The sequence below is a fragment of the Paenibacillus sp. ALE2 genome (assembly GCF_054113385.1).
In genome coordinates this window covers 3,564,111-3,590,574 of sequence record NZ_CM134213.1, presented here as the reverse complement: position 1 = coordinate 3,590,574, position 26,464 = coordinate 3,564,111, and the positions used below count along the sequence as shown (strand labels likewise).

The following is a 26,464-nucleotide window of genomic DNA, read 5'->3' as shown; positions in this document are numbered from 1 at the left end:
AACAACATCCTGAAATAACCGTCTTCATGAACCGATCTTGCCGGTATTTGAATAGGGTATAAAAGCTGTTTATTCATTCCTATGCCTCTCGTAGAGTTCATAGAATCTATTTGATACTAAATTGTATTTCCATTTCTGCCAGAACTCATACGTGAAGTAAACAGTTTCGGGTTTCACGCATGCTCTGACTGCTGTACAATAAAATGAATGGTTAAAGAATAAAAAAGGATCATATACATTACCATTAGTCTTTTTCTGGAATACATAAAAGGGGAAACTAAATGAATAAACGAATAAAAATCGCGATCTGCACCCTGCTGGTCCTCATAATGATGCTGACTTCCATATATGTACGTCCTATTTTGGCCGCTCCCCCTCCTGAAGAAAATCAGATTTTACAAGATAGCCTGTCTATCGTGGAGATCGACCATGAAATCGAGCGGATTAGTCAGGAACAGCAGGCTCTTTTACAGCGTCAACAGGAACTGCGTAGTAGTCTAGCTGATCAACAGGAGCAAATGAACCTACAACGTAAGCGTGCAGGTTCTGTGCTGCGATCTTACTATATGGGAGAAAGGGACAAGCTGCTGAGTGTAGTGCTAGGGGCTAAAAGTATAAAGCAACTTCTCTCTTTGTACGATTATTACTTATTATTGATTAGTCACGATCAGGATGTGCTTCAAGAATACGAATCCAATTATCAATTTATGCGAAAAACAGAGCAGCAAGTCGCCCAAGCCACGACGGAATTGGGGACGGTTAAAACAAACCTACTGGCACAACGTAAACGGATTCTCCAACTCCAGTCGCGTGTAGATGACGGCATTAACGCCAGCGATAACCCTGATACTCTACGCAAGTTAATTGGCGAAATGACAGCTTATTGGGAGAATGTAGGGGTATACGAGGTAAATAAACACTTTAAAGCATTAGCTCAAGCGATGCAGGATTTACCCCAATTCATTCAACAACAGCAAGGTGCCATGATTACAAATGGAAAAATCATTACGATAAGCATTCGTGAAGAAGAATTTAACCGTTTTTTAAAGTCAGAGAATGAATTGTTTAATCACTTCAACTTTTCCTTCGTGCAGGATCAGATTGTGGTAGAAGGTCAGCAAGGAACGATGAAATTGAGGGTAGAAGGTCACTATACAGTAGAGAATGAACCCAAAAATGCCATTCTATTTCATGTAGATCGACTGGTATTTAACGGACTGGAATTGCCGGACACGACTCGCAACAAACTGGAAGAAGATTTTGATCTCGGCTTCTATCCACAGCAGCTTATATCATACGTCAAAGCTACAGAAGTACATGCTTTAAAAGGTATTCTTGAAGTTAAGCTCGAATTAAGTTTTAAGTAAGTTTTTGCTCACCTACATTGTTCTGATTTTTGATATGAACAAAACAAAAGACCTCGGGATGTTCCCGAGGTCTTCATTATTTGTAATAACGATCAGGGGTTATAACAGATCAGCTGCCAACTGCGCGAGCTTGGAGCGTTCTCCTTTTTCCAACATAATATGTCCGCTAATCCCTTCTTGCTTAAACCGCTCCACCACATAGGTCAAGCCATTACTGGCTGCATCTAGGTAAGGATGATCAATTTGCTCCGGATCTCCCATCAGAATGATTTTACTTCCCTCACCTACCCGAGACACAATCGTTTTGATCTCATGTCGTGATAAATTTTGCGCCTCATCGATAATAATAAATTGTCCAGGTATCGAACGTCCGCGAATATAAGTGAGCGCCTCAACCTGAATACTGCCCAAGCCCATCAAGATTTTGTCGATATCCCCAGATTTTTTGGCATCAAACAGATACTCCAGATTGTCGTAGATTGGCTGCATCCAGGGGCGAAGCTTTTCTTCCTTTTCTCCCGGTAAATAACCGATATCCTTGCCCATAGGAACAACAGGCCGAGCAATTAACAGTTTCTTGAAGCGATGCTCATCCTCTACTTTAAGCAGCCCCGCCGCCAGTGCCAGTAGCGTTTTGCCTGTACCTGCTTTTCCAGTAATCGTCACAAGAGGGATATCATCATTAAGCAAAAGCTCCAATGCCATCCGTTGTTGAGCATTACGCGCGCTGATTCCCCACACCGATTCGTTACTTAAGTACAAAGGTTCTAATCGCTCTGCCTCCTGGTTTACTTTCAGCAATGCTGATTTTCCAGTGCCCATTTCATCTTTCAAAATAACAAATTCATGTGGATACAGTGTATAAGGTAGTTTCAGTGGTTTGATTGGTAAGAAACGGTTAGAGTAAAATTCATCTATGATGGACGGATGCACCTGTATCGCTGAGTATCCGGGGTACAACTCACTTGGATCGCCCGTTCTATCGGATAGGTAGTCTTCAGTCAGCAGCCCCAATACATCTGCCTTGATTCTGACTAATACGTCTTTACTAACCAACACCACCGAACGCGGATCAGATTGCTCCTGTTCTTCCAAATGATAATTTAAGGCAACTGCCAAAATCCGGTTATCGTTCGAAACCTCCCCGAACATCTCCTGAACTTTCAAAAAACTCCGGTGGTTTAACTCAACCTTAAGCCTTCCCCCTTGGGGAAGTGGAACGCCACTGTGAAGATGCCCCACTTCTCTCAACCCGTCCAACAATCGCGATACATTACGGGCATTCCGTCCAATCTCATCCGCGTTGCGTTTTTTGGAGTCGATTTCTTCCAGAACAACAGCTGGAATAACAACTTCATGTTCTTTGAAGGTAAAAATGGCTTTCGGATCATGCAGTAGCACATTCGTATCCAGCACAAAAATTTTCTTCATTAAATCCCCTCCAAAGCGGCGTGGACAATCTCATGTTTCATACCTATACCTATTCACTGGCTACCCAATACTTGCTGATTCCCTGAAAAAAGAACCCCAAAACAGCATAATGCAACGAAAAGTGTAGCTGAAGATAGCCTCAGAGCCTGTACATTTTTAAAATTAGACACAAAAGGCCCAGTGATTGCTCACTGGACCTAGACTGGGTTCACTTTAAATTTAGACATACCTCAACCCCCTTATGCTATATAAGAGCTTTACTCGCTGCGAGTATAACATAAGCGGGGAAAAAGATACATACTCAGGAATTGGAAGAAGCTTCAGTGCTGTCGCTTGCTTTTTTGGCTAATTCCTCTTGTAGCGCTTGTTTGGCCATATCGAGCTGTTGCTCATCAATGTACACATAAGGGCTACGCCACGTTCCTGATACAGGATTGTATTTTACATTTTGCTTGGAAATATTCCAATAGGTTTGTACGATATTTTTCATTTGCTGTGACTCGATATCAGTCATCATATTCTTATCAACCGATTTAATAATTGCACTAAACTTGGTCAAAGCATTAAAGGATTGCATTTGGTCAATTAGGGAATGAAGCACCTGATTTTGTCGACGATTGCGATCAAAGTCGTCAGATTCAGCCGTTCTCGGACGACAATTCGACTTGCGGTAGCGAACAAAATCAAGAGCTTGGTCACCGTTCAAATGCTTGGCCCCAGCTGTCAAGTTAATATCGGTGCCATCAGCACGGTCTCGATAACACATATTTTTATCAACCGTTACATCTACGCCACCTAGATTATCTACAACATCTCTAAAGCCCTGGAAGTTAATAACCGTTACATAATCAATATTAATGTTTAAATATTTGCCGATCATCTTCTTCATTTGCTCTTCAGCAACTTCACCAGAGTCTTTCTCTCTAGCCTTAAACACCGGATAATACTCATTCAGCTTGCGTGGTTTATACCCATCCATTTCTAGACGCGTATCACGAGGCAAGGACACAATGGTAGACGATTTTGTACTAGGGTTCAATGTAGCTACCATAATAACATCTGACAAATACGTCGGATGGTCAGGGCGATAGTCGGTTCCAAGCAATAAAATAGTCAAAGGCTTAGCCTCAGCCAGTTGCGTTTTGGGCACTTCCTTGTTGATTCCAGTATCCAAAACTTCCTCTACCTGATTGTAAATATAGTAGGTATAACCACCTGCTGCCAAGATACCTATAATGAGTAGAAATAAGACAAACTTCATAAACGATCTGAAAAAGCTTTTTTTCTTTTTCGTTTTTTTCGGTTTGGCGGATTTTTTCCCGCTTTGTGTCCGGGGAGGCAATCCATTCGAAAGATTACTCATGCTTCAACACCTTTTCCTGCGTTTTGAGAAATATAGCTTTCTCCAAGTTTACAATCCTAAAACACATACAGCGGCGCATCCCATTTCCGGGCGTCGCCGCTGTGGCCAAAGACCAATCCTATGAATTAACTATTTGCTTGTGCTGTTTTACGTTGTTTCTCCGCACGCTCGCGCTCACCTTTGTTCAAGATCTTTTTACGCAAACGAATGGATTTAGGAGTGATTTCACAATACTCATCATCATTCAGGTATTCAAGCGCCTGCTCCAGAGAGAAGATAACAGGTGTTTTCAATTTAACTGTATCATCTTTTGTTGCGGAGCGAACGTTTGTCAATTGTTTTTCCTTACAGATGTTAACGACAATGTCGTTATCACGGGTGTGCTCACCAACGATCATACCCTCATAAATTTCAGTCCCTGGCTCCAAGAACAAAATACCACGATCTTCTACGCCCAGCATACCATAAAATGTAGAGGTGCCGTTTTCCGTGGATACGAGTACACCTTGATGACGTCCACCTACTTGACCGCCAACAAATGGTCCATAGCTGTCAAATGCATGGTTCATTACACCGTAGCCACGAGTCAAAGTCAGGAAGTTTGTAGTGTAACCGATTAAACCACGTGCAGGGATCAGGAATTCCAAGCGAACCTGTCCAGTACCATTATTAATCATGTTGACCATTTCGGCTTTACGGGAGCCCAGGCTTTCCATAACTGCACCCATGCTTTCTTCCGGAATATCAATGAGGAGACGTTCGATTGGCTCCATTTTTTTACCGTCAATTTCCTTAACGATAACTTCCGGTTTGGACACTTGCAGTTCGTAACCTTCACGACGCATGTTTTCAATCAGGATTCCCAAATGCAATTCACCACGTCCAGATACAATAAAGGCATCCGGGCTATCGGTTTCATCAACACGCAAGCTGACATCTGTTTCGAGTTCTTTCAGAAGACGCTCACGCAATTTACGAGATGTTACCCACTTACCATCGCGACCTGCGAATGGACTGTTGTTAACCAAGAAGGTCATTTGCAGTGTAGGTTCATCAATTTTCAGTACAGGCAACGCTTCAGGATGATTTGGATCGGCAATGGTTTCACCAATGTTGATGTCCTTAATCCCCGCGATCGCCACAATGTCACCAGCGCCTGCTTGATCGGTTTCAATCCGTTTCAGTCCTTGGAAGCCGAACAACTTCTCAATACGCGCTGATTTACTGCTGCCATCACGTTGGATAACTGTGACCGCTTGTCCCTGCTTGATGATACCGCGGTTCACCCGACCTACTGCAATTCGGCCCAGGTATTCGTTATAGTCCATCAGTGTTACGAGGAATTGAAGAGGCTCATCTACTTTCTCAGTTGGAGATGGAATATGCTCTACCACTGTTTCGTACAATGCTTGCATGTTGTCATCTTGCTTTTCAGCATCCAAGCTGGAGGTTCCGTTCAGTGCCGAAGCGTACACAACAGGGAATTCTAATTGATCATCATTTGCACCCAGCTCGATGAACAGATCCAGTACTTCGTCAATGACTTCTGCTGGACGAGCTGCCGGACGGTCAATTTTATTGACTACAACGATAGGCGTCAGATTTTGTTCCAGCGCTTTACGCAGTACGAATTTCGTTTGCGGCATGCAGCCTTCGTAAGCATCAACGACAAGCAAAACGCCGTCAACCATTTTCATGATCCGTTCCACTTCACCACCAAAGTCGGCGTGTCCCGGTGTATCTACAATGTTAATCAGGTAATCTTTGTAAGTGATAGCTGTATTTTTAGCCAAAATCGTAATACCGCGTTCACGTTCCAGATCGTTGGAGTCCATGGCGCGCTCCTGAACAGCCTCGTGTTCTCTAAATGTTCCAGACTGTTGAAGCAACTTATCGACAAGTGTCGTTTTTCCGTGGTCGACGTGGGCAATAATCGCAATATTGCGAATGTTCTCTCTTGCATGCATGGTTTGTATCCATATCCTTTCCGTATATCAAAATAGTGTCTCTATCCTGAAGCAATGCTCATTCAAGGCTAACAATCGTTCTTTAGGCCCACTCCCTGCCAGCCTTCTATATGTTTCAGGCTTTATACAGACAGCTTCTCTCTCCGATTCGCGTGAAAACCTTAAAATAAGCGTCAGAAATCATTCCGACGCTCTTTTCATATCCATTATATTATAGTAGAAATATGTCATAAAGCAAGACATTATTGCCTGTTCCGTAATTTACCGCCATGAAATCTGCACAGCTTGTCGGTTTACCAGTTGCGTTTGCTACGGTTGTTTATGACCAACCATATTCCAGCTCCAATCAGCAAAACGGCAATAATATACATGATGCCTGTACTTAGCAAGGTAATAATTAATAATAGCACCGATATCAAGCCTAATAGCACGCTCCCTGTGTATACATTGCGAGATAGCGAAATATCATTAATGGCATACTCCCATAATCCAATCGCCACACCTAGAAGGAACATAGGCCATAAGTAGACCATTAAATGCCATCCCCAAGTATTGCAGAGAAAAAAGAGGAAGCCGTATACCGACAAAATCCCTGCCGGCAGCAACATAAAGGGTGATACCTTGCGCATCATATACATTGCATGCAGCACGATTCCAGGTATTAAAATCAGCAAGGGCCAAAGGTTGCGTCCCAAGAAGGAGAACGTCCCCAATTTCCCCAACAAAATAATCAGTCCTACGGCAACAATGCCTACTCCGATCATACGCTCTTTTCCGGAATTCATCGTGGTCTCCTTTGTTTGCTGGATTTGTTTTTGAGTCATTAAATATAGTTATTTTTAAGTACACTTTTATGAATATAGAGTTTTTACAAAAACCGAGCAAACTCCCCGGCATCTGCAAAACCCTATGTCTAGTTTAGCCGATGTTTTCCAAAAAAACCACGTTCAAATATGACGGGGCCGTAGCTGTCGATATATTCCTGCAATGACAACTGCTACGGCCAGCAAGAGCGGTAACCATGCATGTATAACCTCACCCATGACTGCTAACCATATGCCCAATTTGGGATCACGCAGTAGCATTTCTCCTGCCGTAAAGGCCAGAATGGCAGATCCCAGCAGAACAAGGATGGGGAATCGATGAAGCCAGATTGCTATCACATTACTGCCCCAGACGACAATCGGAATACTAATTGCGATACCAATGACTATAATAGCAATGTCCCCATTGGCTAGAGCTGCAATAGCTAATACGTTATCTAGACTCATTACAAAGTCTGCTACTAATATCACTTGTATTGCCTTCCAAATGGTTGTTTCCGCTCTTACTCCTACATGATCATCATTCTCATACAGCAACTTGAATGCAATCCATAACAGAAGTAAGCCGCCCGCCGCCTGAATAAAAGGTATGCCCAGCAAAATAACAGCTACAAAAGTCAACACACAGCGCAGAAGGACCGCACCGACTGCCCCCCACCATATCGCTTGACTTCGCTGCCTTGCAGGCAAGTTTTTGCTCGCCATGGCTATAACAACTGCATTATCACCGCTTAGCACCAAATTAATCATTAATATTTTCAATAGCAAAATGATATGCTCCATATGTACAAACACCCCCATCCTACATGTATGCGAAATCGGACGAGGCTATGCTTGCAGGCATTTCAAATAAGTCATCATTTATTAATAACTGATATCCAATTTGTTGAGTATATACCTTGAATTCAATAACAAACAGCAATATAATGAATCGTATTTCCGAAAAACGGGTATTAACATAAACAACATGCAATGTTTTTGATGATGTTTAATCAGGGAGATGAGAACGATTGATATGTCTGTACTTCAGTTCTTTTGGCTATTGCTTAATGTAATATTTATTGACCTTCTACTCGCAGGAGATAATGCGATTGTAATTGGGCTTGCCGCCAGAAAGCTGCCTCCTGCAATGCAAAAAAAAGCGATTCTATACGGCACCGGGGGTGCCCTGCTCATCCGCATAGCAGCCACTATTGTGGTACTCTGGTTGCTCCAAGTACCGTGGTTGTTACTCATTGGGGGTATGATGCTAGTCTGGATCGCGTATAAGTTGCTTGTGGACCAAGAGGATCATGCTGAAGTTAAAGCAGGCACAACTCTATGGGGTGCTATCCGCACCATTATTATCGCCGATGCGGCAATGGGTCTGGACAACGTGATTGCTGTTGCTGGCGCGGCCCAGCAACATTTGATACTTGTAGTACTGGGCCTGTTAATCAGTGTGCCGATCGTTGTATGGGGAAGCACTCTTTTTATCAAGCTGATCAACAAATTCCCCTGGATCATCTATTTAGGATCGGCTGTGCTTGGTTATACGGCCTCTAATATGATCACTGAAGAACGTAAGCTGGCACCATACTTTACAGAGCATCCGGCGCTGCGTATCTTGTTTATTGCCACTGTTATGGCTGGCATTTTGCTCACAGGGTATCTTCAAAATCGCAGAGCAGTATCCCGTCGAGAAAAAGCCATCTGAAAGAGGTTCAAAAGCACAACCCAAATAAAAAGGCAGACCCAACACTGTTGCGGGTCTGCCCTTTTTATTAAAACCAATCTTCCTGTATAACTTCCTCTTTACGCCCCTCTATAGCTCCGCCTGCCTCAAGGACAACCGTCTCCGTTGTAGCTACAGCCTGATCGATCAAAGCATTTAAATCCCGGATAGAGGCTTCAATCTTCTGCACTACCCACAAATTCGGATTGGTCGTGGGAGATTTGGGAACAAACAATGTACAGCAATCCTCATACGGGAGAATGGATAAATCGTAGGTGCCAATTTGCTTAGCGATTTCTGTGATCTCCTGCTTATCCATCATGACGAGAGGTCGCAGCAAGGGGAGTTCCGTCGAACGACCAATCACATTCATGCTGGATAGCGTTTGACTAGCAACTTGACCCAGACTGTCGCCCGTCACGAGTGCCAATGCTCCTTCACGCTCTGCCAGCATTGTTGCAATTCGCAACATAGACCGCCTCATTAGCGTAATAATCAAATTATCCTGCCCAGTGCGAGTAAAGGCCGTCTGCACCTCTGTAAACGGCACAAGGTGGATTTTGATTCGGCCCGCGTAGCCTGCTAATACTTTTGCCAAATCAATAACCTTTTCTTTCGCACGCTCACTTGTAAATGGATAGCTATAAAAATGTACACATTCGATTTCCAAGCCTCTACGCATGGATGACCATCCTGCTACCGGACTGTCAATTCCACCGGACAGCAGCAGCATAGCTTTGCCGTTCGTCCCTAACGGAAAGCCCCCTACAGCCATAATAACATCACTAAAAATATATGCCGCCTGCTCTCTTACCTCCACACGCAGCTCAATATTAGGTTGACGTACATCGACCCTCAGCGCCGGAAAATTCCGCAATAGAGGAGAACCAATTAAATGATTCATCTCTTGTGAAGAATGGGGAAACTCCTTCCATACTCTGCGGGCATTTACCTTGAATGTCGTTCCCTCGTCTACGTTCAGCTCATGCATTAAAGCTACAGCCGTCTCAATGATAGCATCCAACTCAACAGGAGCCATTTTGACAGGACTAATCGTCGTGATGCCAAACACCTTTTGCAATACTTGAATGATCTGTTCATAAGGCTCTCCCCCGAGAACCACATAAATCCGTCCAAATTCCTTGCGCAAAGAAGCACCTGGAAAAGGCTTAAGCAGCAGTTTTACGTGTTTCAGTACAGCCTTTTCAAAACGAGCACGATTCTTCCCTTTTAATGTAAATTCGCCGAAGCGAAGTAACAGCATATCATAGTGCATTTTAACGTTTCCACCTTTCAAGGGATTCCAGCTTGGCTACAGCCTGTCGAAGTGCGAGTATGAGCTCGTCGATATCCTGTTCCGTATGTTCATCACCAAAGCTGATACGAATGCCGCCGGCTGCTTCTGCCTCATTGCGGCCCATCGCCAGCAGTACCCGGCTGGGCTCGGCTAATTTTGAAGAGCAAGCCGATTTGGTGGACACTGCCACACCCAATTGCTCCAGCGTATGCAGCAGTACCTCGGCCTTCATGCCCGGATACGAAAAGTGGACAATATGCGGCGCTTCTTTCCCACTGTTCAGCCGCAGTTGTGGGATTGTTTTCAATTCTGCAGCCACTCGTTCTCTCCACTCAATCATGCGCTGTGCTGTCTCTGCTTGTCGTTCGCCCGCCAGCCGTACCGCCTTGGACATACCGACAAGCGATGGTACATTTTCGGTACCCGCACGAACCCCTTGCTCCTGAGAGCCGCCACTAAGCAGTGGGAAAAGCTCTACACCTTCTCGAACGAATAGCAACCCCACACCTTTGGGTCCACGTAGCTTATGCGCTGAAAGGCTATACAGATCAGCTTGCCACCCCCGGATATCAACCGGCAGCTTTCCAAACCCCTGTACACCGTCAATATGAAATAGGACACGAGGGAACTGTTTCTTCAGCGCAGCTCCGATATCATGCAACGGTTGCACTCTTCCCGTCTCATTATTGACATGCATGATACTAACTAAAATCGTATCTTTACGAACAGCTGCACAAACCTGTTCGGCAGTCACATGACCTTCCTCATCCACAGGTAAAAAAGTAACCTCAAAACCCAAATTTGTTAGCTGTTTGCATGCTTCATACACAGACGGATGCTCTGTCGATACAGTAACGATATGTTTGCCTCTAGTCTGATACTGCAAAGCTGCTCCCTTAACGGCAAGATTATTACTTTCCGTTGCCCCGGATGTGAAGACAATCTCTGAAGGAGATACTCCCAAAGCTGCAGCGCATACTTCGCGCGAGCGCTTAATCAACTTATCCGCGTCCTCTCCATACCGATGCATGGAAGATGGATTGCCATAATGGCGTCTCATTACCTCGGCAACGGTTGTAATCACCTCTTCAAAAGGCGGAGTTGTCGCGGCATAATCAAAATATTTCATCAAACTCCCCTTTCTGCCCCACAACTGCTACAACAAAAAAAGACCAAAACAGGGAAAGGCCGCTTCATTACAGCGACACCCTTTCCCCATATTGATCCTGTCTGCGGACCTAATCGAATTAAAATTACGCACTTTTATGCTATAAGCTATAGGGCTTAGATGGTATATTTTTCACGTGCATTCTGAATTTTGGAAATATATCTTTGCGTTTCTACCGGAAGCTTGTCCAGTACAGACATCAACTGCTCATCACTACTTACTCCAAGCCGCTGCACCCGTCCGGGACCTGCATTGTACGCAGCCAGCGCCATATTTTCCTGTCCGTTAAAACGTTTAATCTGGTAAGACAAATAGCGTACGCCAGCATCAATATTTTGTGCAGGATCATAGGGGTCACTAACTCCCAGACCTTGAGCTGTAGCATCCATCAACTGCATAAGTCCTTTGGCTCCGGCCGAAGAAGTAACCGATGGATTAAATGAAGATTCCGTATCAATAACTGCTTTAATCAAAGCTACCGGAACGCCGTATTTCTGACTTGCCTCATTAATCAAACTATCATACGCTGTAGCTTTTGTAGGTCCGTCCGTTGCCGCATTGGAAGAAGCCGGATAGACTGCCAATGGCGAAGCCGTTCCCCTCGAAGGTCCCAGTTGTAGCCAGAGCAAGCCGTTTTCATCTCTGGTAACATCGCCTGAATTTTCTTGGGTGACAGCATCATCTGTTTCCAGCTGACCTACTTGTTCCAGCAATCCAGAAAAAGCATCCGCTGTACCCGTCTGGGTCGTAGCACTCATATTATTTAACAGCTGCATGTCTAACATAGATTTGGACACGCGCGGATCAATTTGCATGTGGTGTTCCCAACTTTCTATAGTTGTTATATCCAAAATAGCTTGTCGTTATTGCTATGATACAACTTTTTACTATGTACTTCCATACTTTTTAATGAAAAAAAGCTCCGTTTCTGTCGAAAAGACAGCGGAGCTAAGATATCGGAACCTTTACCCAACAGGGTTAGCGCACAAACGGGATAAAAGCAAAATAACTCAAGGTTGCCAATGCGCCAAGACCAATCGACCAAATACCGGTTGTTTTACTGCCATTTACATAAGCAAAAAATCCTAAAACTGCCGCAATGGGTCCCAGCACAATAGACCACATAAACAATGATGCGATACCAGCAGCCAGCCCAATATAGCCGGAAATACGACCACTATTGTTTATAACCTGCTCTTCACCCTTGTTCTCATGTTTGGTCACAACTGGCGAGCCAGGAGCAACCTCTGCGGCATATTCCTCACGATGATGGCGGCGCTTGGCAGAGCGCTCCTGAACGTGACGAGGATAATCTACACGTTCACGGCTAACATGCTCTTCATTCTTATGCTTATCGTTTTCATGATCTTCCATAATTCCTGCACCTCCAAATGGAAATGAATCGCGTAATAAATCTACAGAGACTTCGGCTTAAAGGTGTGGCAACAGGTTGCAGCAGACGTTGCAGCCTTATCACGTTCTTCTGAACTAAAGCTTTCCCCCGCATATTCTTCTTTAAATTTTTTCCCGGCATGACCATCTACTTCAATCATGATCAAATCTGCCTTGCAAAAGTTGTTTTCTCCCCAATAATGGCAATTGGCTACACTGCACTTTACGATTGGCTTGGCCTCTTGGCTCATGATCATCACCTCGGATTCATTGTCCCCCCGCTCGTCTGCACCTATGCGTTCATGGCATATGGCAGTTGGTGACATACGAAAAAAGCCGCTTCCCTTCGTCTCCTCCAAACTGGCAGGAAACAAGTAGAAAACGGCTTGCTTGTCTTGTTTTAGTTTTTGATTAGAAATGAATTTCTTGATTGAATACTTTAGGCATGAGTACGACGAGTCTGCATCCGGCGCTGTGTCAAATAATCACTTTCATAATAAGTCAGATCATCACGCAATTCCTCAAAGTTTTTCGTAATGTCCATGATCACTTCGCGTGCGGCTGGCACTGGCGTTTTACGGAAGCGGATAGCATCTTGTCCCGTATAAGCATAGCGCCCGTCCTCTGCGTAAGATTCATTTTTGGGATAAAAAAAGCTGTTCACGCAGTCATGGTATACGTTATACAATGCCTTTTCCGCAAAATCGACGTCAAAGTTGGCACGGCGCAAAGCCACACCCAACTTTTCATAGGATACTTCGGAAAAAACAAGGACATGGCGGAGATCCGACAAAAAACCTTTGTAAAAAAGTACGGACTCCTCATTGCCATCCACAGCCAGTTGCGGCAGAGCATGCTCATTGAGGAATGTTTCCACACGTTTTACGGCAGTTTTCAGTCTCTCCTGCGCCGACTCACATAATTTTTGTACGTTGACTGCTGACATCAAGGCAGCTCCCCCTTATTTGTTGCTTGTTCATCAATTTGGTTACCCGAAAATAGTCCCTTCTAACCGAAAGAGCTGTAATTTTCAGTATTTATCCTACCACAAATAAGCATTGAAAGGTATAAAAACATGCCAACCTCCTCACGCTAAACCATAAATTTATGAATACTTAAGGAGGACGGTTCATGTCTCGGCGAAAATGGTTAAAACCCCTGCTTGGAGCAGCTGCCGGGGTGCTTCTGATCACACTGATGCTGCCTTCACGCGATCACCGCCACACACCACAGCCCGAATATACGACCAAGATGGTACCACAGCAGGAGAAGCAGCTTAAAAAAGGAATGTTGGCTTTGGACCTGTCCGCTACAGATACCCTCACACGGGTGGACGCAAGACAGGATATTCAATACGTAATGCGGGAGCTGAATGGTAAAACTGCCGATCAGAAAAGACAGTTCACCCACACATTGCAGCAATCACACAGTCATCTTCATACGCTCCAGTGGATTCACATTAGGGACGGAAAGACTAACACCTATACAGGTAGCAAAGCACAGACAAGTCTGCTGAGCCATCCTCAAATTCGAAGCAGCTTGGCTGCGGCTCGTCGTTCTGTCATGCAAAATAAATCCTATGAATCGGCTGCTTTTCAGGTTGAAGGCGGTAAATATTTCGTCATGGCTGAACCATCGGCTGACGGAACATGCGGTGTTGCTGCTCTAGTCAGTCAGCAAGTATTGCGTGATGTGGAGAAGCATCAGCGCAAAAATTTGCGTTTGATTCCCTATCCAAAAGAAGGTAGCTACAAAATCGAATCCGTACACCCTGACACACTGCACGATATCACTGTCAAAACGGGTCACGACAACGAAAATGCAAGCCATTATTTTGAAAACGAAATTGTCGTTCGCTTCCGTCACAATCCCGATTCACGACAACTGCAGGAAATTGCAGCAGACTTACACTGTGAGCCAGGTCGCAAGCTTGGTTATACTTATGTATTTCATTCGGATAAGATGAACTTTAAAGAGCTAAAGCAATACTTTTCACGAAAGTGGAATCCACTTTATGCTGAGCCTCACTATATGTATCTGACTAATGAGAAAGCACCTATCAAAGCGGACAGCTCTATTCCTAATGATCTGCTTTTTTCTCGCTATCAATGGAACCTGCCTGCTACCGAAACCAACAGAGGTTGGAAACTAAGCAAAGGCAGCAAGGATGTAATTGTCGCGGTTGTAGATACGGGAGTGGATTTGGATCATCCTGATCTAAAAGGTCAAATTCTTTCAGGGCATAACGTGGTCAACCCGTCTGAAAAGCCTTATGATGACGTCGGTCACGGAACGCATGTCGCTGGCATCATTTCTGCGCTCGTAAATAACGGTGAGGGAGTCGCCGGTATGACGTGGTACAACAAGGTCATGCCGATCAAGGTACTTGACCAATCTGGCTCCGGTACGACTTACTCGGTTGCAGAAGGTATTATATGGGCAGCTGATCACGGGGCCAAGGTCATCAATTTGAGTCTCGGCAACTATGCACAAGCTTCATTTTTGCATGATGCAATCAAATACGCTTATGACAAAGATGTTGTATTAGTTGCAGCCACAGGCAATGATAATACGGAGCGACCTGGTTATCCAGCAGCATACCCTGAAGTATTTGCCGTTTCTGCTACAGATTCTTCTATGCACCGCGCATCCTTTTCTAACTACGGCGATTACGTGGACGTCATGGCTCCAGGTGCAAGTATTGCCAGTACGTATCCAGGGAATCAATATGCTGCGCTGTCGGGTACTTCAATGGCCAGTCCACATGTATCAGCGCTAGCTGCCCTGATTCGATCCATTAACCCTGATCTAACCAATAAAGAGGTAATGGATTTAATGAGAGACAGCGTAATTGATTTGGGCACACCAGGACATGACAAATATTTTGGGTATGGTCAAATCGACGTGTATAAAGCATTGAAAGCAGCACAACGTCCGTATGTTCCCCTGCAATTCTATCCACAGCATTTCAGTGACAAGTTAAAATCCCTATTGAGGAAACTGGAAGCCTAGGATACCCCAGAAAAAGCAGCCATGTTGCTCCATGGCTGCCTTTTTAGGCTTTCTTAACGCTTGGAACTGGTACGGACAGGCCGCTTTCCATGACTGCGAGTATGACAGCATGGGTCACCAGGATCCTTGACAACCACCGGAAATACGTGGTGGGGCACAGGTATAACATGCGCCTGATTAATAATTTCAATCGGATGAACAACAGGCACCACCTGTGGGTAAAATTGATGATTTACAAATTGGATCGGCGGGCACACAACCGGGTCGTAATGGCAATGACTCATAATGTGCAACTCCTTTCGGTGAATTAGTACAGCATATTAAGAAGGCGTATGCTGTGCTTGGATGTTTACCCCCTAATACATTTATCCCTTATAAAATAGGCTTTCGTTCCACAATGACCGAATGATCAAGAATTTCGCCTAACAAAGTACATAACTTGCGCAGACCTGATTTAAGTGTTTCCTTGTCCGCATACGAAAAAGAAATACGGATATGATTACTATCCATACCACCTGCATAGCACACCGCACCAGGCAAAAAGGAAATGCCTTCACGGTCAGCTACCCGCTCCAATTCTGGAATATCCACCATAGAGGGAAGTTTAATCCATAGATTGAGACCACCTTCAGGAGCATACCAGGCAACCTCTGGCGGAGCATAGCGCTGGAGCGTATTCAATGCGACAGTTAGACGATCACGAATTTGTTCTCGCAATGAAACAAAATGCTGATCAAGTCGATTTCTGATAAAGGGTAGCAGTGCTTTTTGCGTTAATAGAGGGCTTCCCAAATCCGTAGTTGACTTGGCAGCCACTAAACGATCCATTACGCTCCCAGTTGCCGCTACACAAGCTATACGGCAACCGGGAGCAACAGTTTTACTGAAGCTTTTGATATAGACAACATGCCCGGATTGATCATGCGCCTTGATAGAAAGCGGTGGTTTTGCTTTGTAATACAGGTCGGAAAATGGATCATCCTCAACAATGAGACAGTGATAACTTTGAGCCAGATCCAGTAATTGCGTGCGTCTGGCCACCGTCAAAGTTACGCCAGTAGGATTGTGGAAGGTAGGTATCGTATAGATCAATTTTGGGGGATGGGTATCACAGAGACGTGTCAAAATATCAATCCGCATCCCCTCCTCGTCCATCGGAATCATAATTACTTTAGCACCACGACTAGTGAACACATCAATGGCCCCAGTGTAGGTAGGAGCTTCCATGTAGACCACATCTCCCGGGCCAACAAACGTACGCGCCACCAGGTCAATCCCCTGTTGAGCTCCGCTGGTCACAAGCAGTTGCTCTGCCACTGTAGGTATACCACGTTCACTCAAGTGGTCTGCGAACACTTCTCTTAGTTCTAAATCACCTTCAAAAGTCCCATATGCAGCCATTACATTGGAATTTTCAGAGGATAAACGTTGAGTATCTGCGATGATTTCGCGCGTGGGAAGAAGCTCCGGTTGTATTGCGGCTATATGAAAAGAATAGGTAGCCTTTCGGCTGTGGTTAAAGTTTCTCCATAATTGTGCGCGCGGCAAATAATCGATGAGCGACATCTGCCAAGACAAATCCTGCGCCCCCTCACGATAAATCGGTACTGAAGCTTCCGCCACATAGCAACCTTTTCCCTGTGTGCACGTAACCAAATTCATGGACTCTAGCTCGGCATACGCCTTGCTTACAGTTACAGGACTCACTGCAAGCAGACTGGACAGATGACGGATAGAGGGAAGCTTCGTACCCTGAGGTAGTAGCCCTGACTGAATGCGATCCGCTAATGTTTTGGTAATCTGTAAATATAATTTGACACTGCTGTTGCGGCTGAGATCAATATGCATCGGAACCCTTCCCTCCAAAAATCAACTGTTACATTTAGACGTTTACTGTTATACTTCATTATCGATATAATACAACAAATTTCTTAGCACAGTATAGAACACAGGAGATGATTGGATTGGAATACAAATTTTCGGGTATGGCTCGTACTCAGGGCTCGTCCATGGTAAGGGACATTTTGAAGCTGACACAGGGAACAGATGTATTATCTCTCGCAGGTGGCCTTCCGGCCGATGCCTTCTTTCCCGTCGAAGCGGTTGCTAAAGCCTATGAGCGGGTATTCCGCCTCGGCGGTACTACCGCACTTCAATACGGCCTAACCGAGGGATACATTCCTCTACGGGAACGTCTGGCAGCAATCATGTCATCCCAAGGCATCTCCGTCACCAGAGATAACATCCTCATGACAACAGGCTCGCAGCAGACCATTGATCTAGTTTCACGTGTGTTGCTTGATCCGCAGGATACTGTATTGGTGGAGTCCCCTACTTATTTGGCAGCTCTTCAGGTATTCAATTCCTATGGCGCTAACATTGTAAGTGTAAATACAGACGCTAACGGTATGCAATTAGATGATCTTGAGGCCAAAATCAAACTGCATCAGCCAAAATTTGTGTATGTCATCCCTACCTTCTCCAACCCAGCAGGAAGTGTATGGAGTATGGAACGCAGAACAGGCGTTGTTGAGCTATGCCGTAAATACGGAACTTTAATTTTTGAAGACGATCCTTACGGGCGACTCAAATTTGATGAGAACCTTAACTTCCCATCCCTATTTTCTATTGATCAACAGCTAGGTGGCGACGGTCATGTAATGTACACTTCTACATTCTCTAAAACTGTCGCTCCAGGTGTTCGCTCTGGATGGTTGGTAGCTGATCAAGCGATCGTCGTTAAGACCGCGAATGCCAAACAATCTGCTGATTTGCACTCCAGCAGTATTGACCAGCGTGCTTTGAATGAACTGTTGGACTTCTTTGATTTGGAGGGGCATATACGTACCGTGTCCGCTGAGTATCACACTCGTATGCTGCGTCTTACATCGTTAATGAAAGAACGCCAATGGGAAGGAATCACTTGGAATGATGCACTTGGTGGCATGTTTATGTGGGTTACCTTACCTGAAGGCTTCCGTTCTGAGCAGTTGCTGCAACTCGCGATTCAGGAAGGAGTCGCATTTGTGCCTGGACAAGTTTTCTATGCTGACCTGAGCGGCAGCAACCATATGCGAATCAACTTCACGCATACCGATCCAAGCCTGCTTCCAAAAGCAGTTGACCGATTGGATCGGGCGTTGAAGATGTATATGGAGGAAAATGTAGTAAGAAACGCGCGTTAATAGAGTGCTGATTGCACACCTCATCCTCGCACGTTTTTACGACAGAGAAATTATAAGTCAAAAAAAACAGAATGAAGCCTCCAGTGCTATGCTGGGGGCTTCATTCTATAAATGTACGGATTTTGCGCAATCCGGCTGTACATTAAAAAGGGTGCTTCATCATTCCCACAGGAATATGACGCACCCTTTTTAATGCAATAAATACATTTGGATTAAAGATTTCTCATGCAAACAGGTCATTAATAAAATAGATTCATACATTTTAAGGTGTTGCAGTGGGGAAAGTTTTCCGTAAGCCGGGTTCTGTGCTATTCGTGGTACAGACGGGAACTACCCTCCCACTAAAAGCGACAATCATCTATCTAGGCCGAACATTGCTATCCAGCTCCAGCGACCAACCTAGACACACCTCGGGCTAAGGCTGCTTCGCGAAGAAGCTGTGTCCCTTTAGGTCTTGCTCCAGATGGGGTTTACCAGGAACGAAGTCACCAGCGTTCCTCGGGGTCTCTTACACCTCGGTTCCATCCTTGCCTGTGCCGCAAGCGGCCATCGGCGGTCCATTTCTGTGGCACTATCCTTCAACTCGCGCTGACTGGACGTTATCCAGCATCCTGCCCTATGGAGCCCGGACTTTCCTCTCGTGGCTTACGCCACCAGCGATTGTCTGTTAAACTTTCCGAACAACATTACATAGTATACAGGGAACGCGTGCATGATACAACCCTGAAAATATTGTAAATTATAGAGCACTCTTTTTACTTGCTCAAATAAAACGGATGTACCTTTCTCTGTAATGAATCATCTGCCACGTAATAAGCAGACCTTCCCACGTATAACGGAATTGAAAGCTTACTAAAATCAGGAACGTCCTCATCTAGGAATAGTTCATCATCCCGGTAGGTCTGCTGTATTTCGCCGACAATCCAGTCATGATCTCCGTAGGTATGAATATCCACTACTTTACACTCATAAGCGAGATACGCTTCCAGCAATATAGGCACATCCACTGAAATTCCGTCTTCATATGCAATCCCAAACTGCTGAAACTTATCTACATCTCTACCACTAAAGGTACCTACAGCCTGAATCCATTCCGATCTGTGCGCAGGCAGAAACTGAACACCAAAGCCTCCGCTTTTCTTAATCAGTCCGTAAGAATACGTTTCCTTCCTCAATGAAATGCCATACATGCCCGGTGATGATCCGATATATGTATGCCAGCCTGAGGCCATTACATTATTTACTCCCTCATAACGGGAAGTAACAATTGCAACCATGCCTGGATAGGCATGAATCGCAGAATCGGCTATCATCGTTCGCATACAACCTCTCCCTACGAAAAAATGTAATAGTACGCCTTTATTTTCTCATAGATGTGAAGGTTTTACAAAAATTGAAAAGGATCGGTGTCTACTTCAGATACATATACTTCCGTTGAGTATCGACCTTCTGCCAAGCGTTTGCGCATCCATTCTGCGGTTTTAGGCTTCATAATCTTTTCTGCGTTATGTCCAGGGTCAATAATAGCAATGCCGGCCATCAGGGCATCGTGAGCCGTGTGATAGTCGATATCCCCCGTCACTAATACGTCAGCGCCTTTAAAAAGCGACTTATTTACATAGCGACTGCCAGAGCCTCCAAGCACGGCTGCTTTTTTGATCCTACGGTCCAAGTCACCCACCACACGTACATGCTCAACGTTGAGACCGTTTTTCACAACATCTACAAACTCCCGCAACGTGCGGGCTTCCTTGAGCTTGCCCACTCGTCCCAATCCAAAGGTACGGCCTTTCAGATCCATAGAGTAAAGGTCATAAGCCACCTCTTCATAAGGATGAGCCTTCAGCATCGCTTGGACAACTTTATTGCGTACACCCTGCGGTACAATAGTCTCAATACGAACCTCTTCACTACGTTCCATTTTACCTGGCTCACCCAAAAACGGCTGTGTGCCTTTACCCGGTACAAAAGTTCCATAACCATCGATGTTAAAGCTGCAATGGCTGTAGTTACCGATATGTCCAGCTCCCGCATTCAGTACGGCATCCAGTACACGTTGATGATGTGTTTTGGGTACGAAAACGACAAGCTTAAATAATTGCTCGGTGTGAACATCCTCCAGCGTACCTTCACTTTGAATACCCAGTGCTTCTGCCATCCAATCATTCATGCCATCCTCTGCCGTATCCAGATTCGTATGACTGATGTAGACAGCAATATCATTCTTGATCAGCTTTTCATACAATCTGCCTGCAGGCTGGTCCGTGTTCAAAGCTTTAAGTGGGCGGAATATAATCGCATGATGCGCAATAATGAGATCAGCTTTTATGCGGATCGCCTCTTCAACAACCTCATCATTGACATCCAGGGCTACTAATATGCTTTTGATTTCCTTTTGCAGGCTACCCAGTTGAAGACCAATTTTATCGTCTGGAACTGCCAAGTATTTCGGAGCCAGCTGCTCCATATAGCTAATTACTGTCTGTCCTTTGGCAAACATGCAAGTACCTCCTTCAGCTGTTCAATTTGCTTGCGCAATTGCTCCTGCTTATGCTGCGCGGATGCCTGATCTGACCGTGCCACTTGCGCCAGCACATCCTGAAGCTTGCGAATCTCCAATTGCCATTTAGAAAAAAAGATTTCATTGGGTGCTTTGACCAATAACGGTCCGAGTTGCATTAACAAGTCCTCTGTCAGTACCAGCGAACTACCAGGAAGTTCCCATGCCCGATACAGCTCATCCTGTTTCAGTGAGCTTTCGGAAGCAGGTACTGCCGTCAGAACTTCATATATTTTACCGTCTTCCTCCATAATATGTTCATTTATTAATACCCATTGATGCTTGATTAGCCAGCGTCGTAAAATATCCTCGCCTACGTTGGGCTGTAAAACAAGCTGTTTCACTGAATCAAGCTTGTCTTTCCCTTGCTCCAAAATGGAAGCGATCAAGGCACCACCCATGCCCGCTATCGTAATAACATCTACCTCATTGACCTTAACTACAGCCAAGCCATCCCCTTTTCTAACCGCAATGCGATCTGTAAGGCCTGCTTCAGCTACCTGCTTTTGAGCCGCACGCAATGGTCCATCGTTGACCTCACCCGCTACGGCTTGTGATACTCTGCCAGAGCGCACTGCAGCCACAGGGAGTAATCCGTGATCCGAGCCAATATCAGCCAGTCTGCTACCGCCAGGAATTTGTTCCAAAATATATTGTAATCGCTGAGAAAGTTTCATGACGTCACCCACGTAATCCATTTTTTTCGAGTCCAAAATAAAATCCCTACGACAAAAGCCAACTTCAGTATGCTAAAAAACATCACTTCGCCTGCTGCTTGATGGCGCAGGACGACCGTGTCTGCTTCCGCCATAAACACAAGGGTCAGTCCTATAGTAAAATAAACCAACGCGAGACGGGGAAAGCGGCGATGTACCCACCAGCTTAATCCAATCAACAATACTGCGTGTAAAATCCAAAATACCTCAAGCATCACTAAAGTAGCTGTAGGCCAATAGCGGCCTATAAGCACCGCATACACTAAAAGCAGCCCAGCAAGACCACAGTAATGAAGCAAGCTGATGCGCAAAGTTAATCCTACGAGACACCATATCAAACCGCACAGGCCCACCAGCACTAGAAACCAAACCTTAGCTTCACCTTGATGAAGCTGAATGATCCATACACCTGAACCCAGCATAATTGCACTGCCTAAAGTGCTCAACATTGCACTCATACTCTTTTCGGAAGACCGCCAAACCGCGGCCATTCCATAGCAAATGGCAGTAACTGCACTTGCCGAGCATATTTGCATTGCCAACGGAAAAGCGGTAAAATAAAAACCGATCAAACAAATGCAGGAAATAATGACAAAACCAAGAAGCCAGGCGATCCCATGCCCGTGTCTAAGATATGTAAGCAGCCCAGTGTTGTTACGGTTCTGGCTTTGTGCCGGATTTTCATCGTCCCGATACAGGTTGGATAGAAAATCGCAATATTGCTCAGGGAGCAGTCGACTCTGCCGCCAATGCTCAATTTCATGTAACAGTATTGTCCGTTTTTTCTCCTGGTCCAAGCTTCTTCCCCTCCACCAAGGCTGCCATGAGATAAAAAAAGACCTTCTGCGCGCTTCAAGCCGCAGAAGGTCCGCAATGTTACACTTCTATTCGAGGAAATCCTTCAGTCGCTTACTGCGGCTTGGATGGCGCAACTTACGCAGCGCTTTGGCCTCAATTTGACGAATACGTTCACGTGTAACACCGAACACTTTACCCACTTCTTCAAGAGTTCTGGTTCTTCCGTCGTCCAAACCAAAACGGAGACGCAAAACATTCTCTTCCCGTTCGGTCAACGTATCCAGTACATCCTCGAGTTGTTCCTTCAGAAGCTCATAGGCAGCTGCATCTGCAGGCGCCAATGCTTCCTGATCCTCAATGAAATCCCCCAGATGTGAGTCATCCTCTTCACCAATTGGTGTTTCCAATGAAACCGGTTCTTGGGCAATTTTCATAATTTCCCGTACTTTTTCCACGCTTAGCTCCATCTCGGCAGCCACTTCTTCCGGCGTAGGTTCGCGCCCCAGCTCTTGCAACAGTTGACGCGATACGCGAATTAGCTTGTTGATCGTTTCCACCATATGCACCGGAATACGGATCGTTCTCGCCTGATCGGCAATTGCGCGTGTAATCGCCTGACGAATCCACCAGGTTGCGTACGTACTGAATTTAAAGCCTTTTTCGTAATCAAATTTTTCTACTGCCTTAATCAAACCCATATTACCTTCTTGAATTAGATCGAGGAAAAGCATGCCACGACCAACATAACGTTTGGCAATACTTACAACCAGGCGCAAGTTAGCTTCAGCCAACCGACGCTTAGCTTCTTCATCGCCGTTATTGATCCGTTTGGCAAGCTCCACCTCATCATCAGCAGAAAGCAGCGGTACACGACCGATTTCCTTCAAGTACATCCGGACTGGGTCATTAATTTTAATACCGGGAGGCAGGCTCAGATCGTCATCGAAATTAAAATCATCCCCGTCATTGTTTTCCGGGTCGTCATTTTGACGCAATCTGGTAACTTCTTCGTCGTTGTCATTTACAACCTCAATCCCCAAGTCACCCAGCTGCTCATAAAACTCATCCATTTGCTCGGGGTCCTGATCAAACGGCGACAGTTTTTCCATGATATCTTTGTAGTTCAGAGAGGAACTTTTTTTACCCAACTCAATCAGTTGATCTTTGACCTGATCCAGTGTTAATTCCGTCTCCAGTTCAGTATGCTGATCATTCGCCATCTTTCGACTCCCTCCTCCTAGAAACATCCGACCTCTGTGTGTTCATTGTCTCTCTAGGGCTATAATCTCACTTGCAATTTGTGCTGCACGCAAAAAATCACCTAAGCGCTCAGCGGTTCTCATTTCTTCCCTTTTCAAATCCAGTTGCTCCTGCAATGGAAATTTTCGCACTTGACGAATATAATCATCCAAAATGTGCGGTGCCCATACGCCTGGAGCATCCATCATCATGATCGAACTTACGTTCTTCTCCAGTCGGTCGTCTTGCAAAGATGAAATAAAACGGCTTGTATCCGGTAACTTCCCTTGCGCGTAATAGGCATATAGATAAGCAGCAATTGCTGCATGATCCTCAATATTAAAGGCGTCCCCCAGATGCTTCTCTACATACTCTGCAGCTTCTAAATCCTGCATCATCCAGTGAAGCAGCCTACGTTCAGCCACATGGTAAGCCGGCAACAGATTAGGCGTAGAAACCTGCCCTTTTTTATGCCTACCATTATTCCACCCATTTTCGTTATTATCCCCAAAGTTCTGTTTTTTTTGCAGGGTTTGGCGGAGTAAATTGCATTCTTGCTTTAAGGTTTCAAAATCAACCTTGACTTCGGCTGAAACTTCGCGCAGATACACTTCCCGCTCAGTCGGGGATGACAGAGGTGCAATGACATTTAATGCTTCGCGGGAATACGCGATTCTTCCTTCTTCCTCTTGCAGTATATGGTTTTTTTTCAGATATATAAGCTTAAATTTCACCGTTGAAACAGCACTTTCGATAATTTGGCGCTGAAATCGTTCGGCGCCATATTGCCGGATAAAATCATCCGGGTCCATACCGTCGCTGACCAACGCTACTTTTACGTGAAGTCCCGCATTTTCCAACAGCGGAAAATTTTTAAGCGCTGCCGCTTGTCCTGCCCGGTCACCATCATAACAAATAATAACCTCGTCGCACAGTCCCTTTAACATCGTAGCATGATGCTCCGTTAGAGCAGTCCCCATGGCGGCCACTCCATTTTGTACGCCAGCTTCCCATGCCGAGATCACATCGCCATAACCTTCAAAAAGAACACTTTGACGAAGCTTGCGAATTGAGGTTTTAGCATGATGGAGATTGTACAGCGTTCGGCTTTTGTTAAATAGCTTGGTCTCCGGTGAGTTCAAATACTTCGGCTGCCCCTCGCCAAGTATACGGCCCGCAAAGGCAATAACTTTTCCGTTTCGATTCCAAATGGGAAACATGATACGATCTCTGAATCGATCTACATATCCGTCACCCTCATGTCGGGGAGAAATAAGCCCTCCCTTCTCCATCTCGACAGGATCAAAAGAACGCTTCTCTAGAAACTGAACGATCGTATCCCATCGGTTGGGTGCATAGCCAATTTGGAATTGGTCAATGATCTTGTCACTGAATCCCCGTGAACGCAAATATTCCATGGCTGGTTTGCCGTGCTCCGTATTTTTAAGCAAAAAATGGTACATCTTAGATGTTAGTTCATACGCTTGCAACAGCCTGTCCAACTCAGGATGCTGATGCGATGAATCACGTCCCTGCCATTCGCCGAGCGGAATATGACTTTCTTCTGCCATTGTCCTGACAGCTTCGGGAAAGGATAGTCCTTCGATTTCCATCATGAACTTGATGGCATTGCCTCCCGCGCCGCAGCCGTAGCAGTAAAAAATCTGACGATCCGGTGTCACGGTGAATGAAGGGGTTTTTTCGGAATGAAAAGGACAGAGGCCTTTCATATATTTCCCCTGTTTGGTCAAATGCACGTACTTGCTTACCGTATCTACAATATCATGATGTTGTAAAACTGACTCGATGATATCGTCCGGTATGTTACCTTGTCCGGCACTCATATTAACCACCTTCATCTCTTTAGCACGTAAATATAATTCGATACCGTTATTCATTCTCCTGCAAGCGAAGTAAAAGTTTTGTCAGTTTATGTTGAAAAACTTCACGATCCTCTAATGTAAACGGTTTAGGACCTTTTCCATAACGTCCTTTTTTCCGTTCTTTGGCAGAAGTGTGGCGTCGGTCCAGCATGAAGTCTATCGAATCGTTTCGATACATCGTTCCGCGAAAAGACATCACTTCACACCCTTTTGCCAAGGCAAGTGCAGCAAGACCATAGTCGTTGGTTGTTACAATATCTCCGCGGCGGATATGATTGGCAATATAGAGATCGGCACTCTGGTCGCTTCGGTCTACTTTAACAACGCTTACGCCTTTGCTGCCCTGAATGAGATGATCATATGAAGATACCATAATAACGTCAATATGAAAACGGGAAGCTGTCTCTGCTATTTCACTTTTAACCGGACAAGCGTCCCCGTCAACAACGATCCGTATATCCGGGAAATTTCCGGACCCTCCCATGAACATCCCCCATCTCGCATCCGCATTCGAGTAAAATACGGAACGGCTGCAAGATCACTCTTAC

Annotated in this window: 24 protein-coding genes and 1 other RNA gene; 4 read left to right on the top strand and 21 right to left on the bottom strand. The window is 45.2% G+C overall.

All coding sequences use genetic code 11. The annotated features are described in order from the left end of the window. Positions 1-281 precede the first annotated feature (281 nt). A complete protein-coding gene (locus ACXHJ1_RS15720; protein ID WP_117289012.1) occupies positions 282-1,367 on the top strand; it encodes a coiled-coil domain-containing protein in 1,086 nt (361 codons plus the stop codon). Between the two features lie 99 nt (positions 1,368-1,466). Here the strand turns inward: ACXHJ1_RS15720 and ACXHJ1_RS15715 are convergent, their stop codons facing one another. The 5 genes from ACXHJ1_RS15715 to ACXHJ1_RS15695 form a co-directional block, all read right to left on the bottom strand. Then, positions 1,467-2,798, bottom strand: a complete 1,332-nt coding sequence (locus ACXHJ1_RS15715; RefSeq protein ID WP_019688036.1) for a PhoH family protein — start codon at positions 2,796-2,798, stop codon at positions 1,467-1,469. Positions 2,799-3,099: 301 nt separating this feature from the next. Further along, positions 3,100-4,161 (bottom strand): LCP family protein, encoded by a 1,062-nt coding sequence (locus ACXHJ1_RS15710; RefSeq protein ID WP_290402980.1) that lies wholly within the window; start codon positions 4,159-4,161, stop codon positions 3,100-3,102. Positions 4,162-4,286: 125 nt separating this feature from the next. Beyond that, positions 4,287-6,128, bottom strand: a complete 1,842-nt coding sequence (gene typA / locus ACXHJ1_RS15705; protein ID WP_016821562.1) for a translational GTPase TypA — start codon at positions 6,126-6,128, stop codon at positions 4,287-4,289. A 293-nt stretch (positions 6,129-6,421) separates the two neighbouring features. Further along, entirely contained in the window at positions 6,422-6,913 is a 492-nt protein-coding gene (locus ACXHJ1_RS15700) for a hypothetical protein (protein WP_016821563.1), read from the bottom strand. A gap of 162 nt (positions 6,914-7,075) precedes the next feature. Continuing rightward, positions 7,076-7,735, bottom strand: a complete 660-nt coding sequence (locus ACXHJ1_RS15695) for a TerC family protein (RefSeq protein WP_290409420.1) — start codon at positions 7,733-7,735, stop codon at positions 7,076-7,078. A gap of 217 nt (positions 7,736-7,952) precedes the next feature. On the opposite strand from ACXHJ1_RS15695, the gene ACXHJ1_RS15690 reads away from it, so the two are divergent. Beyond that, positions 7,953-8,648: a TerC family protein gene (locus ACXHJ1_RS15690; protein ID WP_019688039.1), complete on the top strand. Its 696-nt coding sequence runs from the start codon at positions 7,953-7,955 to the stop codon at positions 8,646-8,648. Between the two features lie 67 nt (positions 8,649-8,715). Here the strand turns inward: ACXHJ1_RS15690 and thiI are convergent, their stop codons facing one another. The 6 genes from thiI to ACXHJ1_RS15660 all read right to left on the bottom strand — a co-directional run bounded on the left by thiI (position 8,716) and on the right by ACXHJ1_RS15660 (position 13,469). After that, on the bottom strand, positions 8,716-9,942 hold the full coding sequence (gene thiI / locus ACXHJ1_RS15685; RefSeq protein WP_243537549.1) for a tRNA uracil 4-sulfurtransferase ThiI: 1,227 nt from the start codon (positions 9,940-9,942) through the stop codon (positions 8,716-8,718). 1 nt (position 9,943) lies between these two features. Continuing rightward, positions 9,944-11,092 carry a cysteine desulfurase family protein gene (locus ACXHJ1_RS15680; RefSeq protein ID WP_117289016.1) on the bottom strand — a complete coding sequence of 383 codons (1,149 nt, stop codon included), beginning with the start codon at positions 11,090-11,092 and terminating at the stop codon, positions 9,944-9,946. 155 nt (positions 11,093-11,247) lie between these two features. Continuing rightward, positions 11,248-11,946, bottom strand: a complete 699-nt coding sequence (locus ACXHJ1_RS15675) for a lytic transglycosylase domain-containing protein (protein ID WP_016821568.1) — start codon at positions 11,944-11,946, stop codon at positions 11,248-11,250. Between the two features lie 163 nt (positions 11,947-12,109). Continuing rightward, on the bottom strand, positions 12,110-12,505 hold the full coding sequence (locus tag ACXHJ1_RS15670; protein WP_016821569.1) for a hypothetical protein: 396 nt from the start codon (positions 12,503-12,505) through the stop codon (positions 12,110-12,112). Positions 12,506-12,546: 41 nt separating this feature from the next. Then, entirely contained in the window at positions 12,547-12,774 is a 228-nt protein-coding gene (locus tag ACXHJ1_RS15665) for a DUF1540 domain-containing protein (RefSeq protein WP_025365350.1), read from the bottom strand. Between the two features lie 188 nt (positions 12,775-12,962). Then, the gene (locus tag ACXHJ1_RS15660; RefSeq protein WP_016821571.1) at positions 12,963-13,469 is read right to left on the bottom strand and encodes a YpuI family protein; all 507 of its coding nucleotides are present in this window, start codon (positions 13,467-13,469) and stop codon (positions 12,963-12,965) included. Positions 13,470-13,654: 185 nt separating this feature from the next. Between ACXHJ1_RS15660 and ACXHJ1_RS15655 the strand changes: the two genes are divergently transcribed. After that, complete coding sequence (locus tag ACXHJ1_RS15655) at positions 13,655-15,535, top strand: S8 family peptidase (protein ID WP_457904898.1); 1,881 nt, start codon at positions 13,655-13,657, stop codon at positions 15,533-15,535. A gap of 53 nt (positions 15,536-15,588) precedes the next feature. Here the strand turns inward: ACXHJ1_RS15655 and ACXHJ1_RS15650 are convergent, their stop codons facing one another. Next, positions 15,589-15,819, bottom strand: a complete 231-nt coding sequence (locus ACXHJ1_RS15650) for a hypothetical protein (RefSeq protein WP_013372124.1) — start codon at positions 15,817-15,819, stop codon at positions 15,589-15,591. Positions 15,820-15,907: 88 nt separating this feature from the next. After that, positions 15,908-17,383 (bottom strand): MocR-like pyridoxine biosynthesis transcription factor PdxR, encoded by a 1,476-nt coding sequence (pdxR, locus tag ACXHJ1_RS15645; protein WP_044785352.1) that lies wholly within the window; start codon positions 17,381-17,383, stop codon positions 15,908-15,910. A gap of 116 nt (positions 17,384-17,499) precedes the next feature. Here pdxR and ACXHJ1_RS15640 point away from each other — a divergent pair, with 116 nt between their 5' ends. Next, positions 17,500-18,720: an aminotransferase-like domain-containing protein gene (locus ACXHJ1_RS15640; RefSeq protein WP_019688045.1), complete on the top strand. Its 1,221-nt coding sequence runs from the start codon at positions 17,500-17,502 to the stop codon at positions 18,718-18,720. A gap of 277 nt (positions 18,721-18,997) precedes the next feature. On the opposite strand, the gene rnpB is transcribed toward ACXHJ1_RS15640, so the two are convergent. From rnpB to ACXHJ1_RS15600, 8 genes are all read right to left on the bottom strand, one after another. Then, positions 18,998-19,396: RNase P RNA component class A (gene rnpB / locus ACXHJ1_RS15635), an RNA gene on the bottom strand. 79 nt (positions 19,397-19,475) lie between these two features. After that, positions 19,476-20,042, bottom strand: a complete 567-nt coding sequence (locus ACXHJ1_RS15630) for a flavin reductase family protein (RefSeq protein WP_016821575.1) — start codon at positions 20,040-20,042, stop codon at positions 19,476-19,478. A gap of 62 nt (positions 20,043-20,104) precedes the next feature. Continuing rightward, on the bottom strand, positions 20,105-21,220 hold the full coding sequence (locus ACXHJ1_RS15625) for a Nif3-like dinuclear metal center hexameric protein (protein WP_025365353.1): 1,116 nt from the start codon (positions 21,218-21,220) through the stop codon (positions 20,105-20,107). Continuing rightward, a complete protein-coding gene (locus ACXHJ1_RS15620; protein ID WP_457904897.1) occupies positions 21,196-21,957 on the bottom strand; it encodes a tRNA (adenine(22)-N(1))-methyltransferase in 762 nt (253 codons plus the stop codon). Before ACXHJ1_RS15620 ends, ACXHJ1_RS15625 begins: the two co-directional genes overlap by 25 nt. Next, a complete protein-coding gene (locus tag ACXHJ1_RS15615) occupies positions 21,954-22,793 on the bottom strand; it encodes a hypothetical protein (protein ID WP_016821578.1) in 840 nt (279 codons plus the stop codon). The genes ACXHJ1_RS15620 and ACXHJ1_RS15615 overlap by 4 nt, the downstream gene beginning before the upstream one ends. An 87-nt stretch (positions 22,794-22,880) precedes the next feature. Next, a complete protein-coding gene (rpoD, locus tag ACXHJ1_RS15610) occupies positions 22,881-24,014 on the bottom strand; it encodes an RNA polymerase sigma factor RpoD (RefSeq protein ID WP_007431230.1) in 1,134 nt (377 codons plus the stop codon). Between the two features lie 42 nt (positions 24,015-24,056). Next, complete coding sequence (gene dnaG / locus ACXHJ1_RS15605) at positions 24,057-25,931, bottom strand: DNA primase (protein WP_017428152.1); 1,875 nt, start codon at positions 25,929-25,931, stop codon at positions 24,057-24,059. Then, on the bottom strand, positions 25,924-26,400 hold the full coding sequence (locus ACXHJ1_RS15600) for a YaiI/YqxD family protein (RefSeq protein WP_017428153.1): 477 nt from the start codon (positions 26,398-26,400) through the stop codon (positions 25,924-25,926). Before ACXHJ1_RS15600 ends, dnaG begins: the two co-directional genes overlap by 8 nt. Positions 26,401-26,464 lie beyond the last annotated feature (64 nt).